Source organism: Burkholderia metallica (assembly GCF_001718555.1).
Lineage (GTDB): Bacteria > Pseudomonadota > Gammaproteobacteria > Burkholderiales > Burkholderiaceae > Burkholderia > Burkholderia metallica.
In genome coordinates this window covers 711,732-734,361 of sequence record NZ_CP013401.1, presented here as the reverse complement: position 1 = coordinate 734,361, position 22,630 = coordinate 711,732, and the positions used below count along the sequence as shown (strand labels likewise).

The 22,630-nt window shown below is 68.5% G+C and carries 17 protein-coding genes and 1 pseudogene; 12 read left to right on the top strand and 6 right to left on the bottom strand.

All coding sequences use genetic code 11. The features are described from left to right. The first annotated feature begins 175 nt into the window (after window positions 1–175). The 6 genes from WJ16_RS03325 (at window position 176) to WJ16_RS03300 (ending at window position 9,062) form a co-directional block, all read left to right on the top strand. Window positions 176–4,375 (top strand): YhdP family protein, encoded by a 4,200-nt coding sequence (locus WJ16_RS03325; protein ID WP_069255832.1) that lies wholly within the window; start codon window positions 176–178, stop codon window positions 4,373–4,375. Between the two features lie 63 nt (window positions 4,376–4,438). Next, window positions 4,439–5,266: a carbon-nitrogen hydrolase family protein gene (locus WJ16_RS03320; RefSeq protein WP_069255831.1), complete on the top strand. Its 828-nt coding sequence runs from the start codon at window positions 4,439–4,441 to the stop codon at window positions 5,264–5,266. An 85-nt stretch (window positions 5,267–5,351) separates the two neighbouring features. Further along, the gene (gene tldD / locus WJ16_RS03315) at window positions 5,352–6,818 is read left to right on the top strand and encodes a metalloprotease TldD (protein ID WP_069255830.1); all 1,467 of its coding nucleotides are present in this window, start codon (window positions 5,352–5,354) and stop codon (window positions 6,816–6,818) included. Window positions 6,819–7,220: 402 nt separating this feature from the next. Continuing rightward, a complete protein-coding gene (gene aroG / locus WJ16_RS03310) occupies window positions 7,221–8,294 on the top strand; it encodes a 3-deoxy-7-phosphoheptulonate synthase AroG (RefSeq protein ID WP_069255829.1) in 1,074 nt (357 codons plus the stop codon). 112 nt (window positions 8,295–8,406) lie between these two features. Further along, a complete protein-coding gene (locus WJ16_RS03305; protein ID WP_069257939.1) occupies window positions 8,407–8,676 on the top strand; it encodes a type II toxin-antitoxin system Phd/YefM family antitoxin in 270 nt (89 codons plus the stop codon). Next, the gene (locus WJ16_RS03300; protein WP_069255828.1) at window positions 8,673–9,062 is read left to right on the top strand and encodes a type II toxin-antitoxin system VapC family toxin; all 390 of its coding nucleotides are present in this window, start codon (window positions 8,673–8,675) and stop codon (window positions 9,060–9,062) included. Before WJ16_RS03305 ends, WJ16_RS03300 begins: the two co-directional genes overlap by 4 nt. A gap of 78 nt (window positions 9,063–9,140) precedes the next feature. Here WJ16_RS03300 and hmpA read toward each other — a convergent pair whose 3' ends face one another. After that, window positions 9,141–10,349 (bottom strand): NO-inducible flavohemoprotein, encoded by a 1,209-nt coding sequence (hmpA, locus tag WJ16_RS03295; protein WP_069255827.1) that lies wholly within the window; start codon window positions 10,347–10,349, stop codon window positions 9,141–9,143. A 92-nt stretch (window positions 10,350–10,441) separates the two neighbouring features. Then, window positions 10,442–10,993: a cob(I)yrinic acid a,c-diamide adenosyltransferase gene (locus WJ16_RS03290; RefSeq protein ID WP_069255826.1), complete on the bottom strand. Its 552-nt coding sequence runs from the start codon at window positions 10,991–10,993 to the stop codon at window positions 10,442–10,444. Here WJ16_RS03290 and WJ16_RS03285 point away from each other — a divergent pair. The 6 genes and pseudogenes from WJ16_RS03285 (at window position 10,896) to proC (ending at window position 18,257) form a co-directional block, all read left to right on the top strand. Beyond that, a pseudogene (locus tag WJ16_RS03285) lies at window positions 10,896–12,576 on the top strand (FAD-binding oxidoreductase). The gene WJ16_RS03290 and the pseudogene WJ16_RS03285 sit on opposite strands and share 98 nt — an antisense overlap. A 41-nt stretch (window positions 12,577–12,617) precedes the next feature. After that, complete coding sequence (locus WJ16_RS03280; protein WP_069255825.1) at window positions 12,618–14,111, top strand: FAD-linked oxidase C-terminal domain-containing protein; 1,494 nt, start codon at window positions 12,618–12,620, stop codon at window positions 14,109–14,111. A gap of 122 nt (window positions 14,112–14,233) precedes the next feature. Next, window positions 14,234–15,322 carry a glycolate oxidase subunit GlcE gene (glcE, locus tag WJ16_RS03275; protein WP_069255824.1) on the top strand — a complete coding sequence of 363 codons (1,089 nt, stop codon included), beginning with the start codon at window positions 14,234–14,236 and terminating at the stop codon, window positions 15,320–15,322. Between the two features lie 7 nt (window positions 15,323–15,329). After that, entirely contained in the window at window positions 15,330–16,556 is a 1,227-nt protein-coding gene (glcF, locus tag WJ16_RS03270; RefSeq protein WP_069255823.1) for a glycolate oxidase subunit GlcF, read from the top strand. A 137-nt stretch (window positions 16,557–16,693) separates the two neighbouring features. Further along, a complete protein-coding gene (locus WJ16_RS03265) occupies window positions 16,694–17,392 on the top strand; it encodes a YggS family pyridoxal phosphate-dependent enzyme (protein WP_069255822.1) in 699 nt (232 codons plus the stop codon). A 52-nt stretch (window positions 17,393–17,444) separates the two neighbouring features. Then, entirely contained in the window at window positions 17,445–18,257 is an 813-nt protein-coding gene (gene proC, locus WJ16_RS03260; RefSeq protein ID WP_069255821.1) for a pyrroline-5-carboxylate reductase, read from the top strand. A 97-nt stretch (window positions 18,258–18,354) separates the two neighbouring features. On the opposite strand, the gene ubiA is transcribed toward proC, so the two are convergent. The 4 genes from ubiA to katG form a co-directional block, all read right to left on the bottom strand. After that, complete coding sequence (gene ubiA, locus WJ16_RS03255; RefSeq protein WP_069255820.1) at window positions 18,355–19,218, bottom strand: 4-hydroxybenzoate octaprenyltransferase; 864 nt, start codon at window positions 19,216–19,218, stop codon at window positions 18,355–18,357. Between the two features lie 309 nt (window positions 19,219–19,527). Then, window positions 19,528–20,016, bottom strand: coding sequence for a non-specific DNA-binding protein DpsA (dpsA, locus tag WJ16_RS03250; protein WP_069255819.1), 489 nt, complete (start codon window positions 20,014–20,016; stop codon window positions 19,528–19,530). 121 nt (window positions 20,017–20,137) lie between these two features. Continuing rightward, the gene (locus WJ16_RS34620) at window positions 20,138–20,377 is read right to left on the bottom strand and encodes a hypothetical protein (protein WP_157126711.1); all 240 of its coding nucleotides are present in this window, start codon (window positions 20,375–20,377) and stop codon (window positions 20,138–20,140) included. A gap of 34 nt (window positions 20,378–20,411) precedes the next feature. Next, window positions 20,412–22,598, bottom strand: coding sequence for a catalase/peroxidase HPI (katG, locus tag WJ16_RS03245; RefSeq protein WP_069255818.1), 2,187 nt, complete (start codon window positions 22,596–22,598; stop codon window positions 20,412–20,414). Window positions 22,599–22,630 lie beyond the last annotated feature (32 nt).

Genomic DNA, 22,630 nt, shown 5'->3' with positions numbered 1-22,630 from the left:
CGCGCCCGGCCGGCCCCATGGACTCGGCGCGGCATCGCGGAACGCAGGTGCGCCCGTCGCGAAACCGCGCGCCGGAAAGCCCGTGCCGCGCTGCCGCAACGGCCGCCGGCACGAACCCGTGTGATACATTTCAACGTCAGTCTGCAAAACTACCATATCGCCGCCCGTCCGCCGCATGTCCGACCGTCAGGAATCCGCCGTAGCTGCGCCCGAAGCGGGACCTCCGAAGCACGATCATCCGGTCCTGCGCCGCGTGTTCAGGGTGACGCTGGCAGTCGGGATCGGCACCTACTTCGTCGCGGCCGGCGCGTTCCTCGGGCTGCGCTACGTAGTGCTGCCCCGCATCGACGAATTCCGCCCGCGCATCGAGCAGGCGGTGTCCGACAAGCTCCACGCGCAGCTTTCGATCGGCAAGCTTTCCCCCAGCTGGTCCGGCATGCAGCCGGGCGTCGAACTCACGAACCTGACGATCCGCGGCCGCGACGGCCAGGTCGCGCTGTCGGTGCCGCACGCGACGGCCGCGCTGTCGTGGCTGTCGCTGCTGCGGCTGTCGCCCGCGCTGTCGAGCCTGATCGTCGATCAGCCCGACCTCGTCGTCGCGCGTACGGCCGACGGCTCGCTGAGCATCGCCGGCGTCGGCGTGGCGACCACCCACGGCGGCAACGACACGTTCGGCACGTGGCTGCTGAAGCAGGAGGCGATCGTGCTGCGCGGCGGCACGCTGCGCTGGCGCGACGCGCAGCACGATGCGCCGGAACTCGTGCTGTCGGGCATCCGGCTCGCGGTACTCAACGACGGCCGCGTGCACAAGGCCGCGCTGCAGGCGCCCGCGAACGGCACGCTGCTGCTCGGCCCGCTCGATTTCCGCGCGCGCTTCAGGCACAAGCCGCTCGCGCCGGTCGGCAAGCCGTCGAACTGGACGGGCGATGCGTACCTGTCGACGGGCCCGGTCGACCTGCAGACGCTCGCGCGCTACCTCGACATGCCGCTCACGATTCACGCGGGCCGGATCGACAACGCGATCTGGGCCACCTTCGGCGACGGCCACCTGCACTCGGCGGGCGGCAACCTGCAGGGCGCGGACGTCGCGCTGCGCGTGCGCCCGACGCAGCCGCGGCTCGACGTGCCGACGGTCGGCTTCGGCTGGGACATGCAGCTCGACGCCGGCCACGACTACATGCTGCACCTGACGCGCTTCAACGCGGAGCTCGGCCAGCCGCCGCTGCCGGACGGCACGCCGCTCGCCCGCTCGCTCGCGCTGTCGACGCTGACGGCCCGCTACCGCGTGCCGACCGCGAACCAGGGGCAGTTGCTCAGTGTCGTCGGCGACCGCGTCGATCTCGGCATCCTCAGCGAGTTCATCCGCGGGCTGCCGCTGCCGGCGCGCCTTCGCAACGAGCTGATCAAGCTCGACCCGCGCGGGATGGTGTCGAACTATCACATCGAGGTCGAGCGCGCGAAACCCGCGCATGCCGATCTCGCCGACGAGGAGCGGCGCATGGGCGCCGCGCCGATCGTCCGCTACCGTTTCCTCGGCGACCTGCAAGGCATCAGCTTCGCCGCGCAGGAGCCGCCGCCGGGGCTCTCGCCGCGCGGCCACCCGCGCGCGGGCTGGCCGGGCGTCGAGAACCTGTGGGGCCGCGTCGATGCGAGCGAGACGGGCGGCTCCGCGCATATCGACACGGTCGACGCAGCCGTCACGGTGCCGGGCGAATTCGACGAGCCGCGCCTGACGTTCGACCGGCTGCGCGGCAACGCGAAATGGGCGATCACGCCCGCGCCCGGCGACAAGCATGCGCGCGTCGACGTCTCGCTGTCCGACCTGTTCGTGTCGAACCCCGATGCCGAAATTGCGGTGTCGGGCTCGTACACGAACCCCGGCCACGGCCGCGGCTCGCTCGACCTGCGCGCCGATTTCGCGCGCGCGTCGGTCGCGCGCATTCCGCGCTACCTGCCGACCGGGATGTCCGAGCACCTGCGCGACTATCTCGGCCACGCACTGCAGGACGGCAAGGTGACCAAGGGCGCGTCGATCGTCGCACGCGGCCCGCTCGAAAAATTCCCGTTCGAACACGAGCCGGACGCCGGCGTGTTCCACATCGTCGCGCCGTTCACCGGCGGCCGCTTCGAGCCGACGCCGTACCCGCCGCGCAAGCTCGCGAACGGCACGCCAAGCGTCTGGCCGGCGCTCGACGGGATCGACGGCGTGTTCGAGCTCGCGCAGAACAAGCTGCGCTTCGACATCGGGCGCGCGCACTACAAGCGCGTCGCGTTGACGAAGGTCACGGGCCGCATCGACGATCTCGGCAACCCGACCCACTCGCCGCTGATCATCGACGGCCATGCGCAGGGCCCGCTCGCCGACCTGATCGACTACGCGGACAACAGCTCGCTCGGCACGATGAGCGGCCATATCGGCCAGCGGATCGACGCGCAGGGGCCCGCGTCGCTCGCGCTCAAGATCACGATTCCGCAGCACGTCGCCCATCCGCATACGCATATCGAAGGGGCGCTCGCATTCGGCGGCAACACGCTGTCGACCAGCGGCGTGCCGCCGTTGTCGGCGCTGCGCGGCAGCGTCCGCTTCACCGAGGCCGGCGCGTCGCTGCACGACCTGTCCGGGCGGTTCCTCGGCGGCCCGGTGCGCGCGAACGGCAACTTCCAGTCGCACGGCCCGTACGCCGTGAACGTCGACGGCCGGCTCGCGCTCGACGCCGCACGCGGGCTGAATCTGCACGGCCCCGCCGCCGCGCTGCTCGAGCACGTGGTCGGCGATGCGCCGTACAAGGTCGCCGTGCGCGGCGCGCCGGGCCGGCTGCCCGACGTCAGTGCGCATTCCGACCTGACGGGTGTCGCGCTGAACTTCCCGGCGCCGTTCGCGAAACCGGCCGGCACGCCGATGCCGTTCAGCTTTACGCTGCAGCCGGCGCCGCAGGCGGACGGCAAGCGCCTCGAACATGCCGACCTGACGCTCGGCCCCGTGTCGGCCACCTACCTGCTCGACGCGACGCACGGCCAGCCGCTGCGCGCGGTACGCGGCGCGATGGGCATCCACCGGATGCCCGACATGCCGCAGGACGGCGTGAGCGCGGCCGTCGACGTCAACGAGCTGGACGCCGATGCGTGGCTCGCGCTGGCCCGTACGCTGAAGCCCGACACGCCGCGCGTGCCGGAGCCGCAGAGCGCGCCGCGCGTCGATTTCGCGAGCTTTGCGCCGAAGCGCTTCGCGCTCCATTTCGGTACGCTGAAGCTGCTCAAGCGCAACTGGGAAAACGTGATCGTCGGCGCGTCGCACGTCGACGAGCTCTGGCAGGCGAACATCGCGTCGAACCAGGTGTCGGGCTACCTGTCGTGGGCGCCGGGCGGCGGCCACAACGGCGCGGGCGTGCTGAACGCGCGGCTCGCGAAGCTCGTGATCCCGGACAGCGCGCAGCACGATCTCGTCGGCCGCGCGATGAACCTGCCGACGCCGACCGATCGCCCGATGCCGTCGATCGACCTGATCGTCGACCAGGTCGTCGCGCGCAACCACGACATCGGCCGCCTGGTCGTCAACGCGCGCAACATCGACGAAGACGGCACGCCCGTGTGGCAGCTCGACAAGCTGGAGCTGTCGAACCCGGCCGCGAAACTGACGGCGACCGGCAACTGGCGCACGTCGCGCCGGGCGCTCGCCCGCGGCGCCGACGAGAGCGATGCGCCGCGCCGCACCGTGTTCGACTTCAAGCTCGACATCGACAACGCGGGCGCGCTGCTCGATCGCGTCGGCCTGCCGCGCACGCTCGCGGACGGCCACGGCTCGGTCACCGGCAAGGTGGGCTGGCGCGGCGGCCCGACCGCGCTCGACTTCCCGTCGCTCGGCGGCCAGATCGCGCTCGATCTCGAACACGGCCAGATCCTGAAGGTCGATCCGGGCGCGGCGAAGCTGCTCGGCGTGCTGAGCCTGCAGAGCCTCGCGCGCTTCCTGACGCTGAATTTCCGCGACGTGATCGGCAAGGGGCTGCCGTTCGACAAGATCACCGGTACCGGCCGAATCTCGAACGGGATCGCCCGCACCGACGACTTCTCGATGATGACGGGGCCCGCAAACGTCACCGTACGCGGCGCGGTCGATCTGGGCACCGAGACGCAGGACCTGCACGCGCACGTCGCGCCGAAAATCAGCGCGGGCGCGGCCGCGATCGGGGCGGCGATCATCAACCCGCTGCTCGGCGTCGGCGTGCTGGCCGCGAACTACGCGCTGTCGGAGACGCTGTCGCACGCGTTCGCGCTCGACTACGCGATCACCGGCTCGTGGGCGCACCCGCACATCGAGCGGGTGCGGGGCGATCAGGGTAAGATGAATCACGGTCCGGCCGATGCGGCGAGTCATTGAGCCGCGCATCGAACCGCGCACGGTGCCGGGCCGCACCCCATTTATCACGCAACCGATCCTGCGATGACCGACCTTACCCGTTCCGCCACGCCCTTCCGGGTCGCCGCGCTGCAGATGGTGAGCACGCCGGACGTCACGCGCAATCTCGACGAAGCGCGCCGCCTGATCGCGGAAGCCGCCGGTGAAGGCGCACGGCTCGTGCTGCTGCCCGAATACTTCTGCTTCATGGGTCAGCGCGACACCGACAAGCTCGCGCTCGCCGAGCCTTACCAGGACGGCCCGATCCAGCGCTTCCTGGCGGACGCCGCGCGCCGCCACGGCGTCTGGGTGATCGGCGGCACGCTGCCGCTGAAGGCGCCGGAGGCCGATCGCGTGCTCAACACGACGCTCGTCTTCGATCCGTCCGGCAACGAGGCCGCGCGCTACGACAAGATCCACCTGTTCAACTTCGAGAAGGGCGACGAATCGTTCGACGAGGCGCGCACGATCCGCGCGGGCGACACGGTCGTCGCGTTCGACGCGCCGTTCGGGCGGGTCGGCCTGTCGGTCTGTTACGATCTCCGCTTTCCGGAGCTGTATCGCCGCCTGGGCGACTGCGCGCTGATCGTCGTGCCGTCGGCGTTTACGTATACGACGGGCCGCGCGCACTGGGAAACGCTGCTGCGCGCGCGGGCCGTCGAGAACCAGTGTTACGTGCTCGCGGCCGCACAAGGCGGCAAGCACGAGAACGGCCGGCGCACGTGGGGTCACAGCATGCTGATCGACCCGTGGGGCGAGATCGTCGCGGTCCGCGACGTGGGCGCCAGCGTCGTGCTCGGCGCGATCGATCCGCAGCGCATCGCCGATGTGCGCCAGAGCCTGCCCGCGTGGCGACACCGCGTGCTGACCTGAATTCGCCGCGCTGCTTGAAACGCCGCGCGACCAACCCATCTGCCCAGCAGCACCCGACAACTTTTTGAGAACCCCCGATATCCGCATGAACATCATCGAACCCGGCATCCGCAACCTCGCGCTGGCGAAGGACATCCTGCTCACGCCGTACGGCCTCGACGAAAGCCTGCTCACGCGCACGATCGCCGACATCTTCACGCATCGCGTCGACTACGCGGACCTGTACTTCCAGGCGACCCGCAGCGAAGCGTGGAGCCTCGAGGAAGGCATCGTCAAATCGGGCAGCTTCAGCATCGACCAGGGCGTCGGCGTGCGCGCGGTCGCGGGCGACCGCACCGCGTTCGCTTACTCGGACGACCTGTCGCCGGAAGCGATCGCGCAAGCCGCCGCGGCCACCAAGGCGATCGCGGCGGCCGGCGGCGGCCGCCAGAAGATCAAGGCGGCGACGTCGCTGACGGGCATCTCGGGCCGCGACCTGTACCTGCCGTCCGATCCGCTCGCGTCGCTCGATGCGACGGCCAAGGTCAAGCTGCTCGAGCGCATCGAGCAGATGGCGCGCGGCCGCGACCCGCGCATCACGCAGGTGATGGCGGGCCTCGCCGGCGAATACGACGTCGTGCTGGTCGCGCGCAGCGACGGCGCGCTCGCGGCCGACATCCGCCCGCTCGTGCGCGTGTCGGTCACGGTGATCGCGGAACAGAACGGCCGCCGCGAGATCGGCTCCGGCGGCGGCGGCGGCCGCTTCGACTACGGCTACTTCACCGACGACGTGCTGTCGCGCTACGTCGACGACGCCGTGCATGCAGCGCTCGTGAACCTTGACGCCCGCCCCGCGCCGGCCGGCGCGATGACAGTCGTGCTCGGCCCGGGCTGGCCGGGCGTGCTGCTGCACGAGGCGATCGGCCACGGCCTCGAGGGCGATTTCAACCGCAAGGGTTCGTCGGCGTTCGCCGGCCGGATCGGCGAGCGGGTCGCCGCGAAGGGCGTGACCGTCGTCGACGACGGCACGCTGCCGAACCGCCGCGGCTCGCTGAACATCGACGACGAAGGCAACCCGACGCAGTGCACGACGCTGATCGAGGACGGCATCCTCAAGGGCTACATCCAGGACACGCTGAACGCGCGCCTGATGAAGATGCCGGTCACGGGCAACGCGCGGCGCGAGTCGTACGCGGCGCTGCCGATGCCGCGCATGACGAACACGTACATGCTCAACGGCGACAAGGACCCGCAGGAAATCATCGCGTCGGTGAAGAACGGCCTGTACGCGGTGAACTTCGGCGGCGGCCAGGTCGACATCACGAACGGCAAGTTCGTGTTCTCGGCCTCCGAGGCGTACATGATCGAGAACGGCAAGGTCACCTACCCGGTGAAGGGCGCGACGCTGATCGGCAGCGGCCCCGAATCGCTGAAGGACGTCAGCATGATCGGTAACGACATGTCGCTCGACAGCGGTGTCGGCGTATGCGGCAAGGAAGGCCAGAGCGTGCCGGTCGGCGTCGGCCAGCCGACCCTGCGGATCGACAGGATGACGGTCGGCGGTACGGCATAACCGCATCGCCGCGCAGACATTCCGCGTATTTTGAAGAAAACGCGCGGAATGTCCGCATTTTCGACCACCCCCGGTTGCCAGCCGCGCGGCGACGGGGTATAAATTCCGAATCAACTTTTTTGACGAACTCCATTTCCGTCATGTCCGCCAAGTTTTACTTTTACTTTTTTTGGCATCTCAGACCGTTGGCGGATCGAGAGGGTTGATGGCGCGTCAAGCGCAACCGAAATTCCCGAAAAAACCGCCGGCGAACCCGGCGGTTTTTTTTCGCCCTTCGCCAGCCGGTCGCCGCCGCAGCGACATCGCGGCCCCGACCGAAACCACTGAATCGCTTGAATTGATGAATCTGCCGCACGCGCACTCGCACTGACCGAACGGCGCCCGGAACTTAGGAGAAACTGCATGCCCCCGCACAATACCGACGACGTCCGCATTCGCGAACTCAAGGAACTGACGCCGCCCGCCCACCTGATCCGCGAATTCGCGTGCTCCGAAGCCGCATCCGAGCTGATCTACAACGCGCGCCAGTCGATGCACCGCATCCTGCACGGGATGGACGACCGGCTGATCGTCGTCATCGGGCCGTGCTCGATCCACGACACGAAGGCGGCGATCGAATACGCGGGCCGGCTCGTGAAGGAACGCGAGCGCTTCAAGGGCGAGCTGGAAATCGTGATGCGCGTGTACTTCGAGAAGCCGCGCACGACGGTCGGCTGGAAGGGGCTCATCAACGATCCGCACCTCGACAACAGCTTCAAGATCAACGAAGGGCTGCGCACCGCGCGCGAGCTGCTGCTGCAGATCAACGAGATGGGGCTGCCGGCCGCGACCGAATACCTCGACATGATCAGCCCGCAGTACATCGCCGACCTGATCTCGTGGGGCGCGATCGGCGCACGCACGACCGAGTCGCAGGTGCACCGCGAGCTTGCGTCGGGGCTGTCGTGCCCGGTCGGCTTCAAGAACGGCACCGACGGCAACGTGAAGATCGCGGTCGACGCGATCAAGGCCGCGTCGCAGCCGCACCATTTCCTGTCGGTGACGAAGGGCGGCCATTCGGCGATCGTGTCGACGGCCGGCAACGAGGACTGCCACGTGATCCTGCGCGGCGGCAAGACGCCGAACTACGATGCCGACAGCGTGAACGCCGCGTGCGCGGACATCGGCAAGGCCGGCCTCGCCGCGCGCCTGATGATCGACGCGAGCCACGCGAACAGCTCGAAGAAACACGAAAACCAGATCCCGGTCTGCGCGGACATCGGCCGCCAGATCGCGGCCGGCGACGCCCGCATCGTCGGCGTGATGATCGAGTCGCACCTCGTCGAGGGGCGTCAGGACCTGAAGGAAGGCTGCGAGCTGACCTACGGCCAGAGCATCACCGATGCGTGCATCGCGTGGGACGACAGCGTGAAGGTGCTCGAAGGCCTCGCGGAAGCGGTGAAGGCGCGCCGCGTCACGCGCGGCAGCGGGAACTGACGGACGCCAGCAGGTTGGCCGCCGGGCGGCGGATCGGCCATGCGGCCAGCCTGCGGTCGTCGCTTCGGTCTGCCAGACTAGCTAACATCATTTGGCTAGCCAAGGGACGATCATGCCGACCGTCAACATGCACGACGCCAAGTCACGGCTCTCGAGCCTCGTCGAAGCGCTTGAACTGGGGCGAGAATCCAAAGTCGTGATCGCCCGCAATGGTCATCCGGTTGCCCGGATCGTTCCTTATGCTGCGCCGAAGCGGATCGGTGCAGCCCGTCAGTTGCTTGCGGGGCTGAATATCCCGACCACCGTCGAGGCATTCAATACCGGCGATGAATCGATTGCCACCGACTTCGATGCCAGCTCGGAACAGGGGCTCGCACCGTGAAGCTGCTGCTCGATACGCACATTGCGCTATGGGCGGCTGAGGGTGCGCGTCAACTTTCGGCAACTGCGGCAGCGTGGATCGAACATCCGGAAAACACGCTGTACGTCAGCGCTGCGTCCATCTGGGAAATCGCGACCAAATACCGCAAAGGCAATCTGCCCGTCCATCCACGCGATGCGCGTTCGGCATTCCGGCTTGCGGGTTTTGCGGAATTGCCGATCAGCAGCGATCACGTCGAAGGTGTCGCCGCACTACCCGATTTTCCGGATCATGCCGATCCGTTCGACCGCGTGATGGTCGCGCAGGCACTCCATGAAGGCATGCCGCTCGTCAGCGCCGATCCCAAAGTGTGGCGCTATCACGCGACGTTGGTGCTGCGCGCCTGACGCCCTGCCCCCGTGCAAAAAGCAAAACCCGGCTCGTGCCGGGTTTGGCTTACAGGCCGGAAAACGATCGTCGGGCCATCACTCGAGCGCGCCCGAGCCGAAGATCTCGGTATGGATGCGCTCCGGCGCGACGCCGAGCGCGGCCAGCGCGTCACGTTGTGCCTTCATGAACGCGATCGGCCCGCAGATGTAGTAGTCGGCGTCCGGCACCAGCGCGTATTGCTTCACGCGCTCCGGCGTCAGGCGCCCTTCGAGATCGTGATCGATACCGGCACGGTCGGCCGGGCCGACCCGTTCGTACAGCACCGTGCGCCTGACGTTCGCGTGCGCGCGCGCCGTGTCGTTCAGCCAGTCGCGGAACGCGTGCACCGCGCCCGAGCGGCACGCGTGGACGAACCGCACGTCGCGCTTGCTGCCTTCAGCCACCAGCGTCGACGCCATCGACATCATCGGCGTGATGCCGACGCCGCCGGAGATCAGCACCACCGGCGTCTCGACGCCGCGCTTCAGCGAGAACTCGCCCATCGGCGCGGTCACCTCGACGATCGCCCCTTCCTCGACGCCGTCGTGCAGCAGCGTCGACACCTTGCCGGCCGGAATGACTTCCGGCTTGCCCGCCTCGCGCTTCACCGAGATGCGCAGCCACTTGCAGTGCGGCGCGTCGGACAGGCTGTACTGGCGCGGCTGGTCGACGCCGAGATCGCCGACGAAACGCTTCACCGTGACGTACTGGCCCGGCTCGAACGTCGGCGCTTCGCCGCCGTCGGCGGGCGTCAGGTAGAACGACGTGATCTCGTCGCTTTCGCGCACCTTGCGCTCGACCTTGAACGGACGGAAACCGCTCCATGCCGCGTTCGCGTACAGGTCGGCTTCGGCGCCGATCATGATCTGCGCGAGCTGGCCATATGCGACGCGCCATGCTTCGAGCGTTTCCGCGTCGACCGCGTCGCCCAGCACCTCGACGATCGACGCGAGCAGGTTCTCGCCGACGATCGGGTAATGCTCCGGGCGGATGTTCAGGCTCGCGTGCTTGTGCGCGATCCTGGTCACGGCGCCGCCCAGCGCGCCGAGATTGTCGATGTTCGCCGCATACGCGTAGACGGCCTTCGCGAGCGTCTCCGGCTGGCTGCCGGTTTTCTGGTGCGTCTGGTTGAACAGGTTCTTCAGTTCCGGATGGCGCGCGAACATGCGCTGGTAGAAATGCTTCGTGATCGTCGCGCCGTGCTCGGCGAGGACAGGGGCAGTGGCCTTCACGCGAGCCATCTGGTCAGCGGTGATGTGGGTCATGTTCGTTCTCCGTTAAACATGCACATACAATACATGTTTAAGAAAACATGCCCCTCGGTCAAATTGTCGCAGCGCAAAAAGGAGACGAAGCGTCAGCGGACGCGGCCGCGCTCCCACAGCACGTCCGACCCGCCGTCGGTACGGTTCAGTACGCGCGCCAGCACGAACAGCAGGTCCGACAGCCGGTTCACGTAGCGCCGCGGCGCATCGTTGAGCGTGTCGGTGCGCCCGAGCGCGACGATCGAACGCTCCGCGCGGCGGCACACGGTCCGGCACACGTGCGCGAGCGACGCCGCGCGCGAGCCGGCCGGCAGGATGAATTCCTTCAGCGGCGGCAGCGTCGCGTTGTAGTCGGCCAGCCAGCGGTCGAGCCGCGCGAGATGCGTGTCGTCGAGCACCGTATGGCCGGGAATGCACAATTCGCCGCCGAGATCGAACAGGTCGTGCTGGATCGTGACCAGCGCCGTGCGCACATCGTCCGGCAGCGTTTCGGCGAGCAGCACGCCGAGGTTCGAGTTCAGCTCGTCGACGTCGCCGATCGCGGCGATGCGCGTATCGTCCTTGCCGACGCGCCGGCCGTCGCCGAGGCCGGTGGTGCCGTCGTCGCCCGTGCGCGTGGCGATCTTGCTCAAGCGGTTGCCCATGCGAATGTCCTCTCGTGCTCGGCCGCGACGCGGCCCGGTTGCGTTCGAACGCGATTATCGCAGCCCGCGGCGGCAGGCGCAGCGGGCGTTACAGCGTAGAATGGGCCGAAACCCTGCAGCACGGGAGCCGGGGCGGCGCCGATGCGCTCACCCGGATCGACAAGGAGACGTTCGTGAATCACCCTGCCCCGCCGGCCGCCACGCGCCGCCCGCTTCCCCCCGCCATGCTCGATGCGCTGCGCGCCGCCTTCGGCGAGCGCGTGTCGACCGCCGATGCCGTGCGCGCCCATCACGGGCGCGACGAATCGCCGTTCGACCCCCAACTGCCCGACGCCGTCGTGTTCGCGCACAGCGCGGACGACGTGCGCGAAGTCGTGTCGCTGTGCGCGCTGTACGGCGTGCCGCTGATCCCGTACGGCGCCGGCTCGTCGCTCGAAGGCCACCTGCTCGCGGTGCGCGGCGGCGTGTCGCTCGACCTGTCGGAAATGAACCGCGTGCTGTCGATCAACGCCGAAGACCTGACCGTCACCGTCGAGCCGGGCATCACGCGCAAGGCGCTCAACGAAGCGCTGCGCGACACCGGCCTGTTCTTCCCGATCGACCCGGGCGCCGACGCCAGCATCGGCGGGATGACCGCGACCCGCGCGTCGGGCACCAACGCCGTGCGCTACGGCACGATGCGCGAGAACGTGCTCGGCCTCACCGCAGTGCTCGCCGACGGCCGCGTGGTGAAAACCGGCTCGCGCGCGCGCAAGTCGTCGGCCGGCTACGACCTCACACGCCTGTTCGTCGGCTCCGAAGGCACGCTCGGCGTGATCACCGAGATCACGCTGCGCCTGCATCCGCTGCCCGAAGCCGTATCGGCCGCGATCTGCACGTTCCCGTCGATGGGCGACGCGGTGCGCACCGTGATCGAGACGATCCAGATCGGCGTGCCGATCGCGCGCGTCGAATTCGTCGATGCGCTCGCGGTGCGCTCGATCAACCGCCATTCGAACCTGACGCTGACCGAAGCGCCGACGCTGTTCTTCGAATTCCACGGCACCGAAGCCGGCGTGAAGGAACAGGCCGAGCTCGTGCAGGCGCTCGCCGGCCAGAACAACGGCCAGGGCTTCGAATGGGCGACCCGCCCCGAGGACCGCAGCCGCCTCTGGGCCGCGCGCCACAACGCGTATTTCGCGATGCTGCAGTTGAAACCCGGCTGCCGCGCGGTGACGACCGACGTGTGCGTGCCGATCTCGCAGCTCGCCGCGTGCGTCGAGGAAACGGAAGTCGACCTGCGCGCGTCGTCGCTGCCCTGCCCGATCGTCGGCCACGTCGGCGACGGCAATTTCCACGTCGCGATCCTGATCGATCCCGACAAGCCGGAAGAAATCGCGGAAGCCGAGCACATCAACGACCGGATCGTCGAGCGCGCGCTGCGCCTCGGCGGCACCTGCACGGGCGAGCACGGCGTCGGGCTGCACAAGATGCGCTTCCTGCCGAAAGAGCATGGCGACGCCGCGATCGATACGATGCGTGCGATCAAGCTCGCGCTCGATCCGCGCAACCTGATGAATCCGGGCAAGATTTTCACGTGCTGACACGGCGGCGCGAGACCGCGCCGCTTGCTGCTGGAGACCCCATGAACGCTCCCGTCGAACTGTCGAGCGCGGCACGCGCGCAGCGCCAGCGCGAAGTCGTGCAGGCGCTGATGGCCGTGCTGCCGACGCACTGCCTGCTGTACCGCGACGAAGACACGGCGCCGTACGAATGCGACGGCCTGTCCGCGTACCGCCGCCTGCCGCTCGCGGTCGCGCTGCCCGAAACGGAATCGCAGGTGCAGCGGATCGTGCAGATCTGCCGCCGCATGGAAGTGCCGATCGTGCCGCGCGGCGCGGGCACGAGCCTGTCGGGCGGCGCGCTGCCGATCGCGCTCGGCGTCGTGCTGTCGCTCGCGCGCTTCACGCGCATCGTCGAAGTCGATCCGTACGCGCGCACGGCGACCGTGCAGCCGGGCGTGCGCAACCTCGCGATCTCGGAGGCCGCCGCGCCGTACGGCCTGTATTACGCGCCCGATCCGTCGTCGCAGATCGCATGCACGATCGGCGGCAACGTCGCGGAAAATTCCGGCGGCGTCCACTGCCTCAAATACGGGCTGACCGTGCACAACGTGATGCGCGTGCGCGCGGTGACGATCGACGGCGAGGTCGTCGAGTTCGGCTCGCTCGCGCTTGACGTGCCGGGCCTCGACCTGCTCGCCGTGATGATCGGCAGCGAAGGGATGTTCGCGATCGTCACCGAGGTCACGGTGAAGCTGATCCCGAAGCCGCAAACGGCGCAGCTCGTGATGGCGAGCTTCGACGACGTCGTAAAGGGCGGCGAGGCCGTCGCGGCGATCATCGCGTCGGGGATCATCCCGGCCGGGCTCGAAATGATGGACAAGCCGGCCACGCAGGCGGTCGAGGCGTTCACGCACGCGGGCTACGACCTCGACGCGAAAGCGATCCTGCTGTGCGAATCGGACGGCACGCCGGAAGAAGTCGCCGAAGAGATCGTGCGGATGACGGCCGTGCTGCGCGAACACGGCGCGACACGCATCCAGGTATCGCGCAACGAACACGAGCGGCTGCGCTTCTGGTCGGGCCGCAAGAACGCGTTCCCGGCCGCCGGCCGCATTTCGGCCGACTACTACTGCATGGACGGCACCGTGCCGCGCCGCGCGATCGGCCCGCTGCTCGCTCGCATCGAGCAGCTCGAAACACGCTACGGGCTGCGCTGCATCAACGTGTTCCACGCGGGCGACGGCAACATGCATCCGCTGATCCTCTACAACGCGAACGATCCGGACGAGTTGCACCGCGCCGAGCAGTTCGGCGCGGAAATCCTCGAATGCTGCGTGGAATTCGGCGGCAGCGTGACGGGCGAGCACGGCGTCGGCATCGAGAAGCTCAATTCGATGTGCGTACAGTTCTCGCCGCAGGAGCGCGATGCGTTCTTCGCGGTCAAGCGCGCATTCGACCCGGCGGGGCTGCTGAACCCGGACAAGGGCATCCCGACCCGTGCGCGCTGTGCCGAATACGGCCGCCAGCACGTGCGCGGCGGGCTGCTGCCGCACCCCGACCTGCCGCGCTTCTGAGCAGCGCGCGGGACGCGGCCCGGCCATGCGGCCTGAAATACGGGGCTTAGGGATAGTCGCGATGTGGATTCGCGCCACCCCGGTACAATCGACCGGACAACAAGTCGAGGCAGCAACAGAACATGGAAGAGGACGACATCGTCGCCGGATGGGCCGAGCGCATCCGCGCCGCCAGTGCCGACGGCCGGCCGCTGCGGATTCGCGGCGGCGGCACCAAGGACTGGTACGGCCAGACGCTCGAGGGCGAAATACTCGACACGCGCGCGTTTCAGGGCATCGTGTCGTACGACCCGGCCGAACTCGTCGTCACGGTGCGCGCGGGCACACCGCTCGCGCAGCTTGAAACCGTCCTCGCCGAGTGCGGCCAGATGCTGCCGTTCGAGCCGCCGCACTTCGGGCGCGCGGCCACCGTGGGCGGCTGCGTCGCGGCCGGCCTCGCGGGCCCGCGGCGCGCCACGTGCGGCGCGCCGCGCGATTTCGTGCTCGGCGTCACGCTGATGAACGGCCGCGGCGAAATGCTGCGCTTCGGCGGCCAGGTCGTGAAGAACGTCGCCGGCTACGACGTGTCGCGGTTGATGGCCGGCGCGCTCGGCACGCTCGGGCTGATGCTCGACCTGTCGATCAAGGTGCTGCCGATGCCCGTCGCCGAAGTCACGCTGAAGTTCGAGATGACGGCGACCGACGCGGTGCGCAAGCTCAACGAATGGGGCGGCCATCCGCTGCCCGTCAGCGCGAGCGCGTGGCGCAACGGCACGCTCGTGCTGCGCCTGTCGGGCGCCGAAGCGGCCGTGAAATCCGCGAAGACGCTGCTCGGCGGCGAAGTGGTCGACGCGGTCGAGGCCGAACGCTTCTGGGCCGGCCTGCGCGAGCATACCGACCCGTTCTTCAACGGCATTCCGCCCGGCTATGCGCTGTGGCGCCTCGCGCTACCGTCGATCACCGAACCGATGCACCTGCCCGGCACCCAGCTGATGGAATGGGGCGGCGCGCAGCGCTGGTGGATCACCGATGCCGATGCGCAGACCGTGCGGATGAGCGCGAAACAGGCCGGCGGCCACGCGACACTGTTCCGCGCGGGCGACAGCTACGACCGCAGCGCCGGCGTGTTCACGCCGCTCCCCGCGCCGATGATGAAAATCCACCGCGGACTGAAGGCCGCGTTCGATCCCGCGCGCATCTTCAACCGCGGCCGGCTCTACCCCGATATCTGAGGGCTCGATGCAAACGAACCTCGCCGATTTCATCCGCAATACGCCCGACGGCGACGAGGCCGACGCGATATTGCGCAAGTGCGTGCATTGCGGGTTCTGCACCGCGACCTGCCCGACCTACCAGTTGCTCGGCGACGAACTCGACGGCCCGCGCGGCCGCATCTACCTGATCAAGCAGATGGTCGAAGGCGCGCCCGTCACGCGCAGCACGCAGCAGCACCTCGACCGCTGCCTCACGTGCCGCAGCTGCGAGACGACCTGCCCGTCCGGCGTCCAGTACGGCCGGCTCGTCGAGATCGGCCGCAAGCACGTCGAGGCGCAGGTGCAGCGCCCGGTGCAGCAGCGGCTCGTGCGCCGCGTGCTCGCGAGCCTCGTGCCGAACGCCGCGCTGTTCTCGCCGGTGATGCGGCTCGGCCAGCACGTGCGCCCGCTGCTGCCGAAGCGGCTGCGCGACAAGGTACCGCCGCGCACGCGACTGCTCGAATGGCCGCATCGCACGCATACGCGCAAGATGCTGATGCTCGGCGGCTGCGTGCAGCCGTCGATGCTGCCGAACATCAACATCGCGACCGCGCGCGTGCTCGATGCGCTCGGCATCGAGACGGTCGTCGCGCCCGATGCGGGCTGCTGCGGCGCGATCCGCCTGCACCTGAACTACCACGACGAAGCGCTCGACGACGCGCGCCGCAACATCGACGCATGGTGGCCGCATGTCGAACAGGGCGTCGAGGCGATCGTGATGAATGCGTCGGGGTGCGGCGCGACGGTGCTCGAATACGCGCACCTGCTGCGCGACGACCCGGCTTACGCGGAAAAGGCGCAGCGCATCGTGTCGCTCACGCGCGACATCTCGGACGTGCTGCTCGCGTTCGAGGCCGAGCTCGCCACGCTCGCGCGGCGCCGCGCGATCCATACGGTCGCGTATCACCCGCCGTGCACGCTGCAGCACGGCCAGCAGTCGCGCGGCAAGGTCGAACGCCTGCTGGAGACGCTCGGCATCGACGTGCGGCTGCCGGCCGACAGCCATCTGTGCTGCGGCTCGGCCGGCACCTATTCGCTCACGCAGCCGTCGCTGTCGTACCGGTTGCGCAAGCAGAAACTGCTGAAGCTGCAGGCGCTCGAGCCGCAGATGATCGTCTCCGGCAATATCGGCTGCATCGCGCACCTGCAGAGCGGCACGCAGATTCCGGTCGCCCACTGGATCCAGCTCGTCGAGCATCTGCTGTACGGCTAGCGCGCGGTCACGCGAACGAAGGGCGGAAACCGGGCCGCGGGCGCGGGCGCGGCGTCCGTATAATGGGCGGATCGATGCGTCGCGTGCCGCGGCGCATCCGCTCCATGCCCGCTTTTGTGCCCGCTCCCGTGCCCGTCATGTCCGATCTCGCCGCCCGTCTCGAATCCGTTCATCGCCGCATCGCCGACGCCGCCCGCGCGGCCGGTCGCGACCCCGCGACCGTATCGTTGCTCGCCGTCTCGAAGACGTTTCCCGCCGACGACGTGCGCGCCGCGCATGCGGCCGGCCAGCGTGCATTCGGCGAAAACTACGTGCAGGAATCGATCGACAAGATCGACGCGCTCGCCGACCTGCGCACGAGCCTCGAATGGCATTTCATCGGGCCGCTGCAATCGAACAAGACGCGCCCGGTTGCCGAACGCTTCGACTGGGTCCATTCGGTCGACCGCCTGAAGATCGCGCAGCGCCTGTCGGAACAACGCCCCGCGCATCTGCCGCCGCTCAACGTGTGCGTGCAGGTGAACATCAGCGGCGAGGCGTCGAAGAGCGGCGTCGCGCCGGCCGACGTGGCCGAGGTCGCGCGCGCGGTCGCCGCGCTGCCGTCGCTGCGACTGCGCGGCCTGATGGCGATTCCCGAACCGGCCGATACCACCGACGCGCAACGCGTGCCGCATCGCGCATTGCGCGCGCTGTTCGACACGCTGCGCGCCGACGGCCTGCCGCTCGACACGCTGTCGATGGGCATGTCGGCCGATCTCGACGCGGCGGTGCTCGAAGGCGCGACGATCGTGCGCGTGGGCACCGCGATCTTCGGCGCGCGCGATTACTCGCACTGAACGCCGCGCCCTTTTCCGTCTTTCCGTTCACTCACTCGCTCAATCCGACATCATGAAAATCGCATTCATCGGCGGCGGCAACATGGCCGCGGCCCTGATCGGCGGCCTGATCAAGCGCGGCGTCGCCGCCGACGGCCTGTATGCCATCGACGTCAACGAAGAGGTACGCGCACGCGCCGCGCTGCAGTTCGGCGTGCGCACCGGCGCGGCCATCGACGCGACGCTCGCCGACTACGACGCGATCGTGCTCGCGGTGAAGCCGCAGGTGCTGAAGGACGTCGCGCAGGCACTCGCGCCGCACCTGACATCGCAGCTCGTGATCAGCATCGCCGCCGGCATCCGCGGCACGGACCTCGCGCGCTGGCTCGGCGACTACCCGCGCATCGTGCGCACGATGCCGAACACGCCCGCACTCGTCGGCATGGGCGTAACGGGTCTCGCCGCGCTGCCGGGCGTCGATGCGGCGGGCCGCGAACTCGCGTCGACCGTGCTCGGCGCGGTCGGCGAGATCGTGTGGTTTGACGACGAATCGCAACTCGACGCGGTCACGGCCATTTCGGGCAGCGGCCCCGCCTACGTGTTCTATTTCATCGAAGCGCTGCAGGAAGCCGCGCGCCGCCTCGGCATGAACGACGAACAGGGCCGCGCGCTCGCGGTCGCGACGTTCGCGGGCGCCGCGCAACTCGCCGCGCAATCGGGCGAACCGGCGAGCGTGCTGCGCGAGCGCGTGACGTCGAAGGGCGGCACGACGGCCGCCGCGCTCGCGTCGTTCGACGCGCAGGGCGTGAAGGAAGCGATCGTGCGCGGCGCGCTCGCGGCTGAGGCGCGCGCGAAGGAAATGGGCGACGAGCTCGGTCGCGCGTAAGCGCGCCGGCGGTACCTGCTGCTCGGGTATCGGACGAAAAAAAAGCGGCCAACTGGCCGCTTTTTTATTGGCTGTGCACGCCGACACACGCCGTCGTTCAGCTGCCCGCCAGCAGGTAATGCACGGCGATCCCCGCGAACAGCACGCCGCCGAGCCAGTTGTTGTGGCGGAACGCCGCGAAGCACGGCATCCGTTCGCGACCCTTGATCAGCGTGTAGTGATACAGCGCGCAGCCGACCGCCGCCGCCCAGCCCGCCCAATACGCGAGGCCGAAGCCGAGCGTCACGCCGATCCACACGTAGATGCCGAGCGTCGCCGCATAGCACGCCATCACGGCCGCGACGTCGAAGCGGCCGAACGTCAGTGCCGACGTGCGGATGCCGATCTTGATGTCGTCGTCGCGATCGACCATCGCGTATTCGGTGTCGTAAGCGACCGACCAGAAGATGTTCGCGACCAGCATCACCCAGGCGATCGTCGGCACCGTATCCTGCACCGCCGCGAACGCCATCGGGATGCCGAAACCGAACGCGATGCCGAGATATGCCTGCGGAATCGCGAAGAAGCGCTTCATGAACGGATACGAGCCCGCGACGAACAGCGCGACGACCGACAGCTGCTTCGTGAGCGTGTTGAGCGGCAGGATCAGCAGGAACGAGATGAACGCGAGCCCGACCGCGATCGCAACGGCTTCCCACGCGCGGATCTTGCCCGACGTCAGCGGCCGATCGGCCGTGCGCTTCACGTGGCGATCGAAATCGCGGTCCGCGTAGTCGTTCATCGCGCAACCGGCCGAGCGCATCAGCAGCGTGCCGAGCGAGAAGATCACGAGCAGCGGCCAGCGCGGACGGCCATCGGACGCGATCCACAGCGCGTTGAGCGTCGGCCACAGCAGCAGCAGGCTGCCGATCGGCTTGTCCATCCGGACGAGCCGCAGATACAGGGGAAAGCGGGCAAGCATGGCGAAGCACCGGGAAGATAACTCCGGCATTTTAGAGCCGAGCGGTGCTTCGCGTCATGTCGGCGCGGGTCGCGGCCGGCCGGCGCTGCGCCCGCATCGGCCGCGGCGGCCCGCCGCACGGGGCCGGCCGTGTCGCACGCCCATCAAGGGACCGATTCGCCGAGGGCGCTGCGGAGCCTGTTCATTCCAGGCCTTTGCCCGCCGGAACGGGCTGCCGCGGGGATGCACGCGAACTGGCCCGAATTCACCGGACGTGCGCCCTGTTCCGGCCGCGCCGAGCCGCGCCGGAGCGACCGAGCAGCGACGGACTTACGCGAGCAGCGATCGCAGCATCCACGCGGTCTTTTCGTGCGTCTGCAGGCGCTGCGTCAGCAGGTCGGCGGTCGGTTCGTCGCTCGCCGCGTCGGCGATCGGGAAGATCTCGCGCGCGGTGCGCACGACCGTCTCGTGCCCTTCGACGAGCTCACGGATCATCTCTTCGGCCGCCGGCACGCCGTTCGCCTCCGCCACCGACGACAGCTTCGCGAAATCCGCGAATGTGCCCGGTGCAACGACGCCGAGCGTGCGGATGCGCTCGGCGACCGAGTCGACCGCGAGCCACAGTTCGTTGTACTGCTCTTCGAACATCAGGTGCAGCGTATTGAACATCGGCCCCGTGACGTTCCAGTGGAAATTGTGGGTCTTCAGGTACAGCGAAAACGTATCGGCGAGCAGGCGCGACAGGCCGTCCGCGATCTTCTTGCGGTCCTTGTCGCTGATGCCGATGTTGATCTGCGTGGCGTTGCCTTTCTTGGCCATCTTCGGGACTCCTCATTCGAAATGTTGAACCGGCGAAAATGCGTCGAGCAAACCGCGTGCCGCATCGCGCGGCTTGCGCTTGCGGGCGGCGGGGCCCTGCAGGGCGGGCGAACCGCGGCGCTCAGCCGCCGGCCGCCGAGACGAACGGCGCGAGCGCGTGCAGCGCCTGCGAAACCAGCTCCGCGGCACCGCCGACGACGATCGCGAAACCGACGACGTATCGCGCCACCCCGGCCGGCGATCGCAGAACGGGCGCCGCCACGGCGGCACGCAAGTTGAGCATCATTTGCGTCATGGTCGTCACTCCTTCGACAACGGATTGGAAGAAAAAACGGCCGGTCGTACGATCCGGCCGTTTCACGTTACAACGTGGCTGCACTACCGCCGCGCGACATTCACGCGAGATCGAAGCGATCGAGGTTCATCACCTTGTTCCAGGCCGCGACGAAGTCTTGCGCAAACTTCTCCTTCGCATCCGCGCTGCCGTACACCTCGGCCAGCGCACGCAGTTGCGCATGCGAACCGAAGATCAGGTCGACACGCGTACCGGTCCACTTGACCTGCCCCGTCGCCCGATCACGCCCTTCGAACACGTCGTTCGCGGGCGACGCCGGCTTCCACTCCGTGCCCATGTCGAGCAGGTTCACGAAGAAGTCGTTCGTCAGCGCTTCCGGACGGTCGGTGAACACGCCGTGCTTCGCACCGCCCGCATTCGCGCCGAGCACCCGCAGCCCACCGACCAGCACCGTCATCTCCGGCGCGCTCAGCGTCAGCAGTTGCGCCTTGTCGACCAGCAGCGCTTCGGCCGGCGTCTTGTACGCGTGCTTCAGGAAGTTGCGGAAGCCGTCGGCCAGCGGTTCGAGCACGGCCATCGCGTCGATGTCCGTCTCTTCCTGCGTCGCATCCGCACGGCCCGGCGCGAACGGCACCGTCACCGTAATGCCCGCGTTCTTCGCGGCCTGCTCGACGCCGGCCGCACCGGCCAGCACGATCAGGTCGGCGAGCGACACCTTCTTGCCGCCCGTCTGCGCGTCGTTGAACGCCTTCTGCACGCCTTCGAGCGTCTCGAGCACCGTCGCGAGCTGCGCGGGCTGGTTCACTTCCCAGTCCTTCTGCGGCGCGAGGCGGATGCGCGCGCCGTTCGCGCCGCCGCGCTTGTCCGAGCCGCGGAACGTCGCCGCCGACGCCCATGCGGTCGATACCAGCTGCGACACCGTGAGGCCCGATGCGAGCACCTTCGCCTTCAGCGCCGCGACGTCGGCGGCGTCGATCAACGGGTGGTCGACGGCCGGAATCGGGTCCTGCCACAGCAGATGCTCGGCCGGCACTTCCGGGCCGAGATAGCGGGTACGCGGGCCCATGTCGCGGTGCGTGAGCTTGAACCACGCGCGGGCGAACGCATCGGCGAACTCGGCCGGGTTCTCGTAGAAGCGGCGCGAGATCTTTTCGTAGGCCGGATCGAAACGCAGCGACAGGTCGGTCGTCAGCATCGTCGGGCGATGCTTCTTCGACGGGTCGTATGCATCCGGAATCACTTCGTCGGCGTCCTTCGCGACCCACTGGTGCGCACCGGCCGGGCTCTTCGTGAGCTCCCACTCGTAGCTGAACAGGTGCTTGAAGAAGTCGTTGCTCCACTGGGTCGGCGTCGACGTCCACGTGACTTCGAGGCCGCTCGTGATCGTGTCCTTGCCCTTGCCCGTGCCGAACGTGCTCTTCCAGCCGAGACCCTGCTGCTCGAGGCCCGCGGCTTCCGGTTCCGGGCCGACGTTCGAGGCCGGACCCGCGCCGTGCGTCTTGCCGAACGTGTGGCCGCCCGCGATCAGCGCGACCGTTTCCTCGTCGTTCATCGCCATGCGCGCGAACGTCTCGCGGATGTCGTGCGCGGCGGCGACCGGGTCGGGGTTGCCGTCCGGGCCTTCCGGGTTCACGTAGATGAGGCCCATCTGCACGGCGGCGAGCGGGCTTTCGAGCTCGCGCTTGCCCGAGTAGCGGCTGTTCGGGCCGCCGCTCAGTTCCAGCCAGATCTTTTCCGAGCCCCAGTACACGTCGTCCGGTTCCCACGTGTCGACGCGGCCGCCGGCATAGCCGAAGGTCTTGAAGCCCATCGATTCGAGCGCGACGTTGCCGGTCAGGATCAGCAGGTCGGCCCACGAGATGTTGCGGCCGTACTTCTGCTTGATCGGCCACAGCAGGCGGCGCGCCTTGTCGAGACTCACGTTGTCCGGCCAGCTGTTGAGCGGCGCGAAGCGCTGCTGCCCGCCGCCCGCGCCGCCGCGGCCGTCGGCCGTGCGGTAGGTGCCGGCGCTGTGCCAGGCCATGCGGATGAACAGGCCGCCGTAGTGGCCGAAGTCGGCCGGCCACCAGTCCTGCGACGTCGTCATCAGCGCGTGCAGGTCCTTCTTTACCGCTGCGAGGTCGAGCTTCTTGAACGCCTCGGCGTAGTCGAAATCCTTGTCCATCGGATCGGACAGCGGCGAGTGCCGATGCAGGACGTTCAGGTTCAGCTGGTTCGGCCACCAGTCCTTGTTCGTCGTGCCGCTGCCAACGGTGTGGTTGAACGGGCACTTCGTTTCGTTCGACATGCTTTTTCTCCTTTACTTGCTCGTAGGCCCCC

Coding starts and splice junctions, on each gene's coding strand:
- katG (WP_069255818.1), bottom strand. CDS start 22,598: ATGTCGAACGAAACGAAGTGCCCGTTCAACCACACCGTTGGCAGCGGC.
- WJ16_RS03280 (WP_069255825.1), top strand. CDS start 12,618: ATGAACGCTCCCGTCGAACTGTCGAGCGCGGCACGCGCGCAGCGCCAG.
- hmpA (WP_069255827.1), bottom strand. CDS start 10,349: ATGACCCACATCACCGCTGACCAGATGGCTCGCGTGAAGGCCACTGCC.
- tldD (WP_069255830.1), top strand. CDS start 5,352: ATGAACATCATCGAACCCGGCATCCGCAACCTCGCGCTGGCGAAGGAC.
- WJ16_RS03305 (WP_069257939.1), top strand. CDS start 8,407: ATGCCGACCGTCAACATGCACGACGCCAAGTCACGGCTCTCGAGCCTC.
- WJ16_RS03325 (WP_069255832.1), top strand. CDS start 176: ATGTCCGACCGTCAGGAATCCGCCGTAGCTGCGCCCGAAGCGGGACCT.
- dpsA (WP_069255819.1), bottom strand. CDS start 20,016: ATGGCCAAGAAAGGCAACGCCACGCAGATCAACATCGGCATCAGCGAC.
- proC (WP_069255821.1), top strand. CDS start 17,445: ATGAAAATCGCATTCATCGGCGGCGGCAACATGGCCGCGGCCCTGATC.
- glcE (WP_069255824.1), top strand. CDS start 14,234: ATGGAAGAGGACGACATCGTCGCCGGATGGGCCGAGCGCATCCGCGCC.
- ubiA (WP_069255820.1), bottom strand. CDS start 19,218: ATGCTTGCCCGCTTTCCCCTGTATCTGCGGCTCGTCCGGATGGACAAG.
- glcF (WP_069255823.1), top strand. CDS start 15,330: ATGCAAACGAACCTCGCCGATTTCATCCGCAATACGCCCGACGGCGAC.
- aroG (WP_069255829.1), top strand. CDS start 7,221: ATGCCCCCGCACAATACCGACGACGTCCGCATTCGCGAACTCAAGGAA.
- WJ16_RS03320 (WP_069255831.1), top strand. CDS start 4,439: ATGACCGACCTTACCCGTTCCGCCACGCCCTTCCGGGTCGCCGCGCTG.
- WJ16_RS03290 (WP_069255826.1), bottom strand. CDS start 10,993: ATGGGCAACCGCTTGAGCAAGATCGCCACGCGCACGGGCGACGACGGC.
- WJ16_RS03265 (WP_069255822.1), top strand. CDS start 16,694: ATGTCCGATCTCGCCGCCCGTCTCGAATCCGTTCATCGCCGCATCGCC.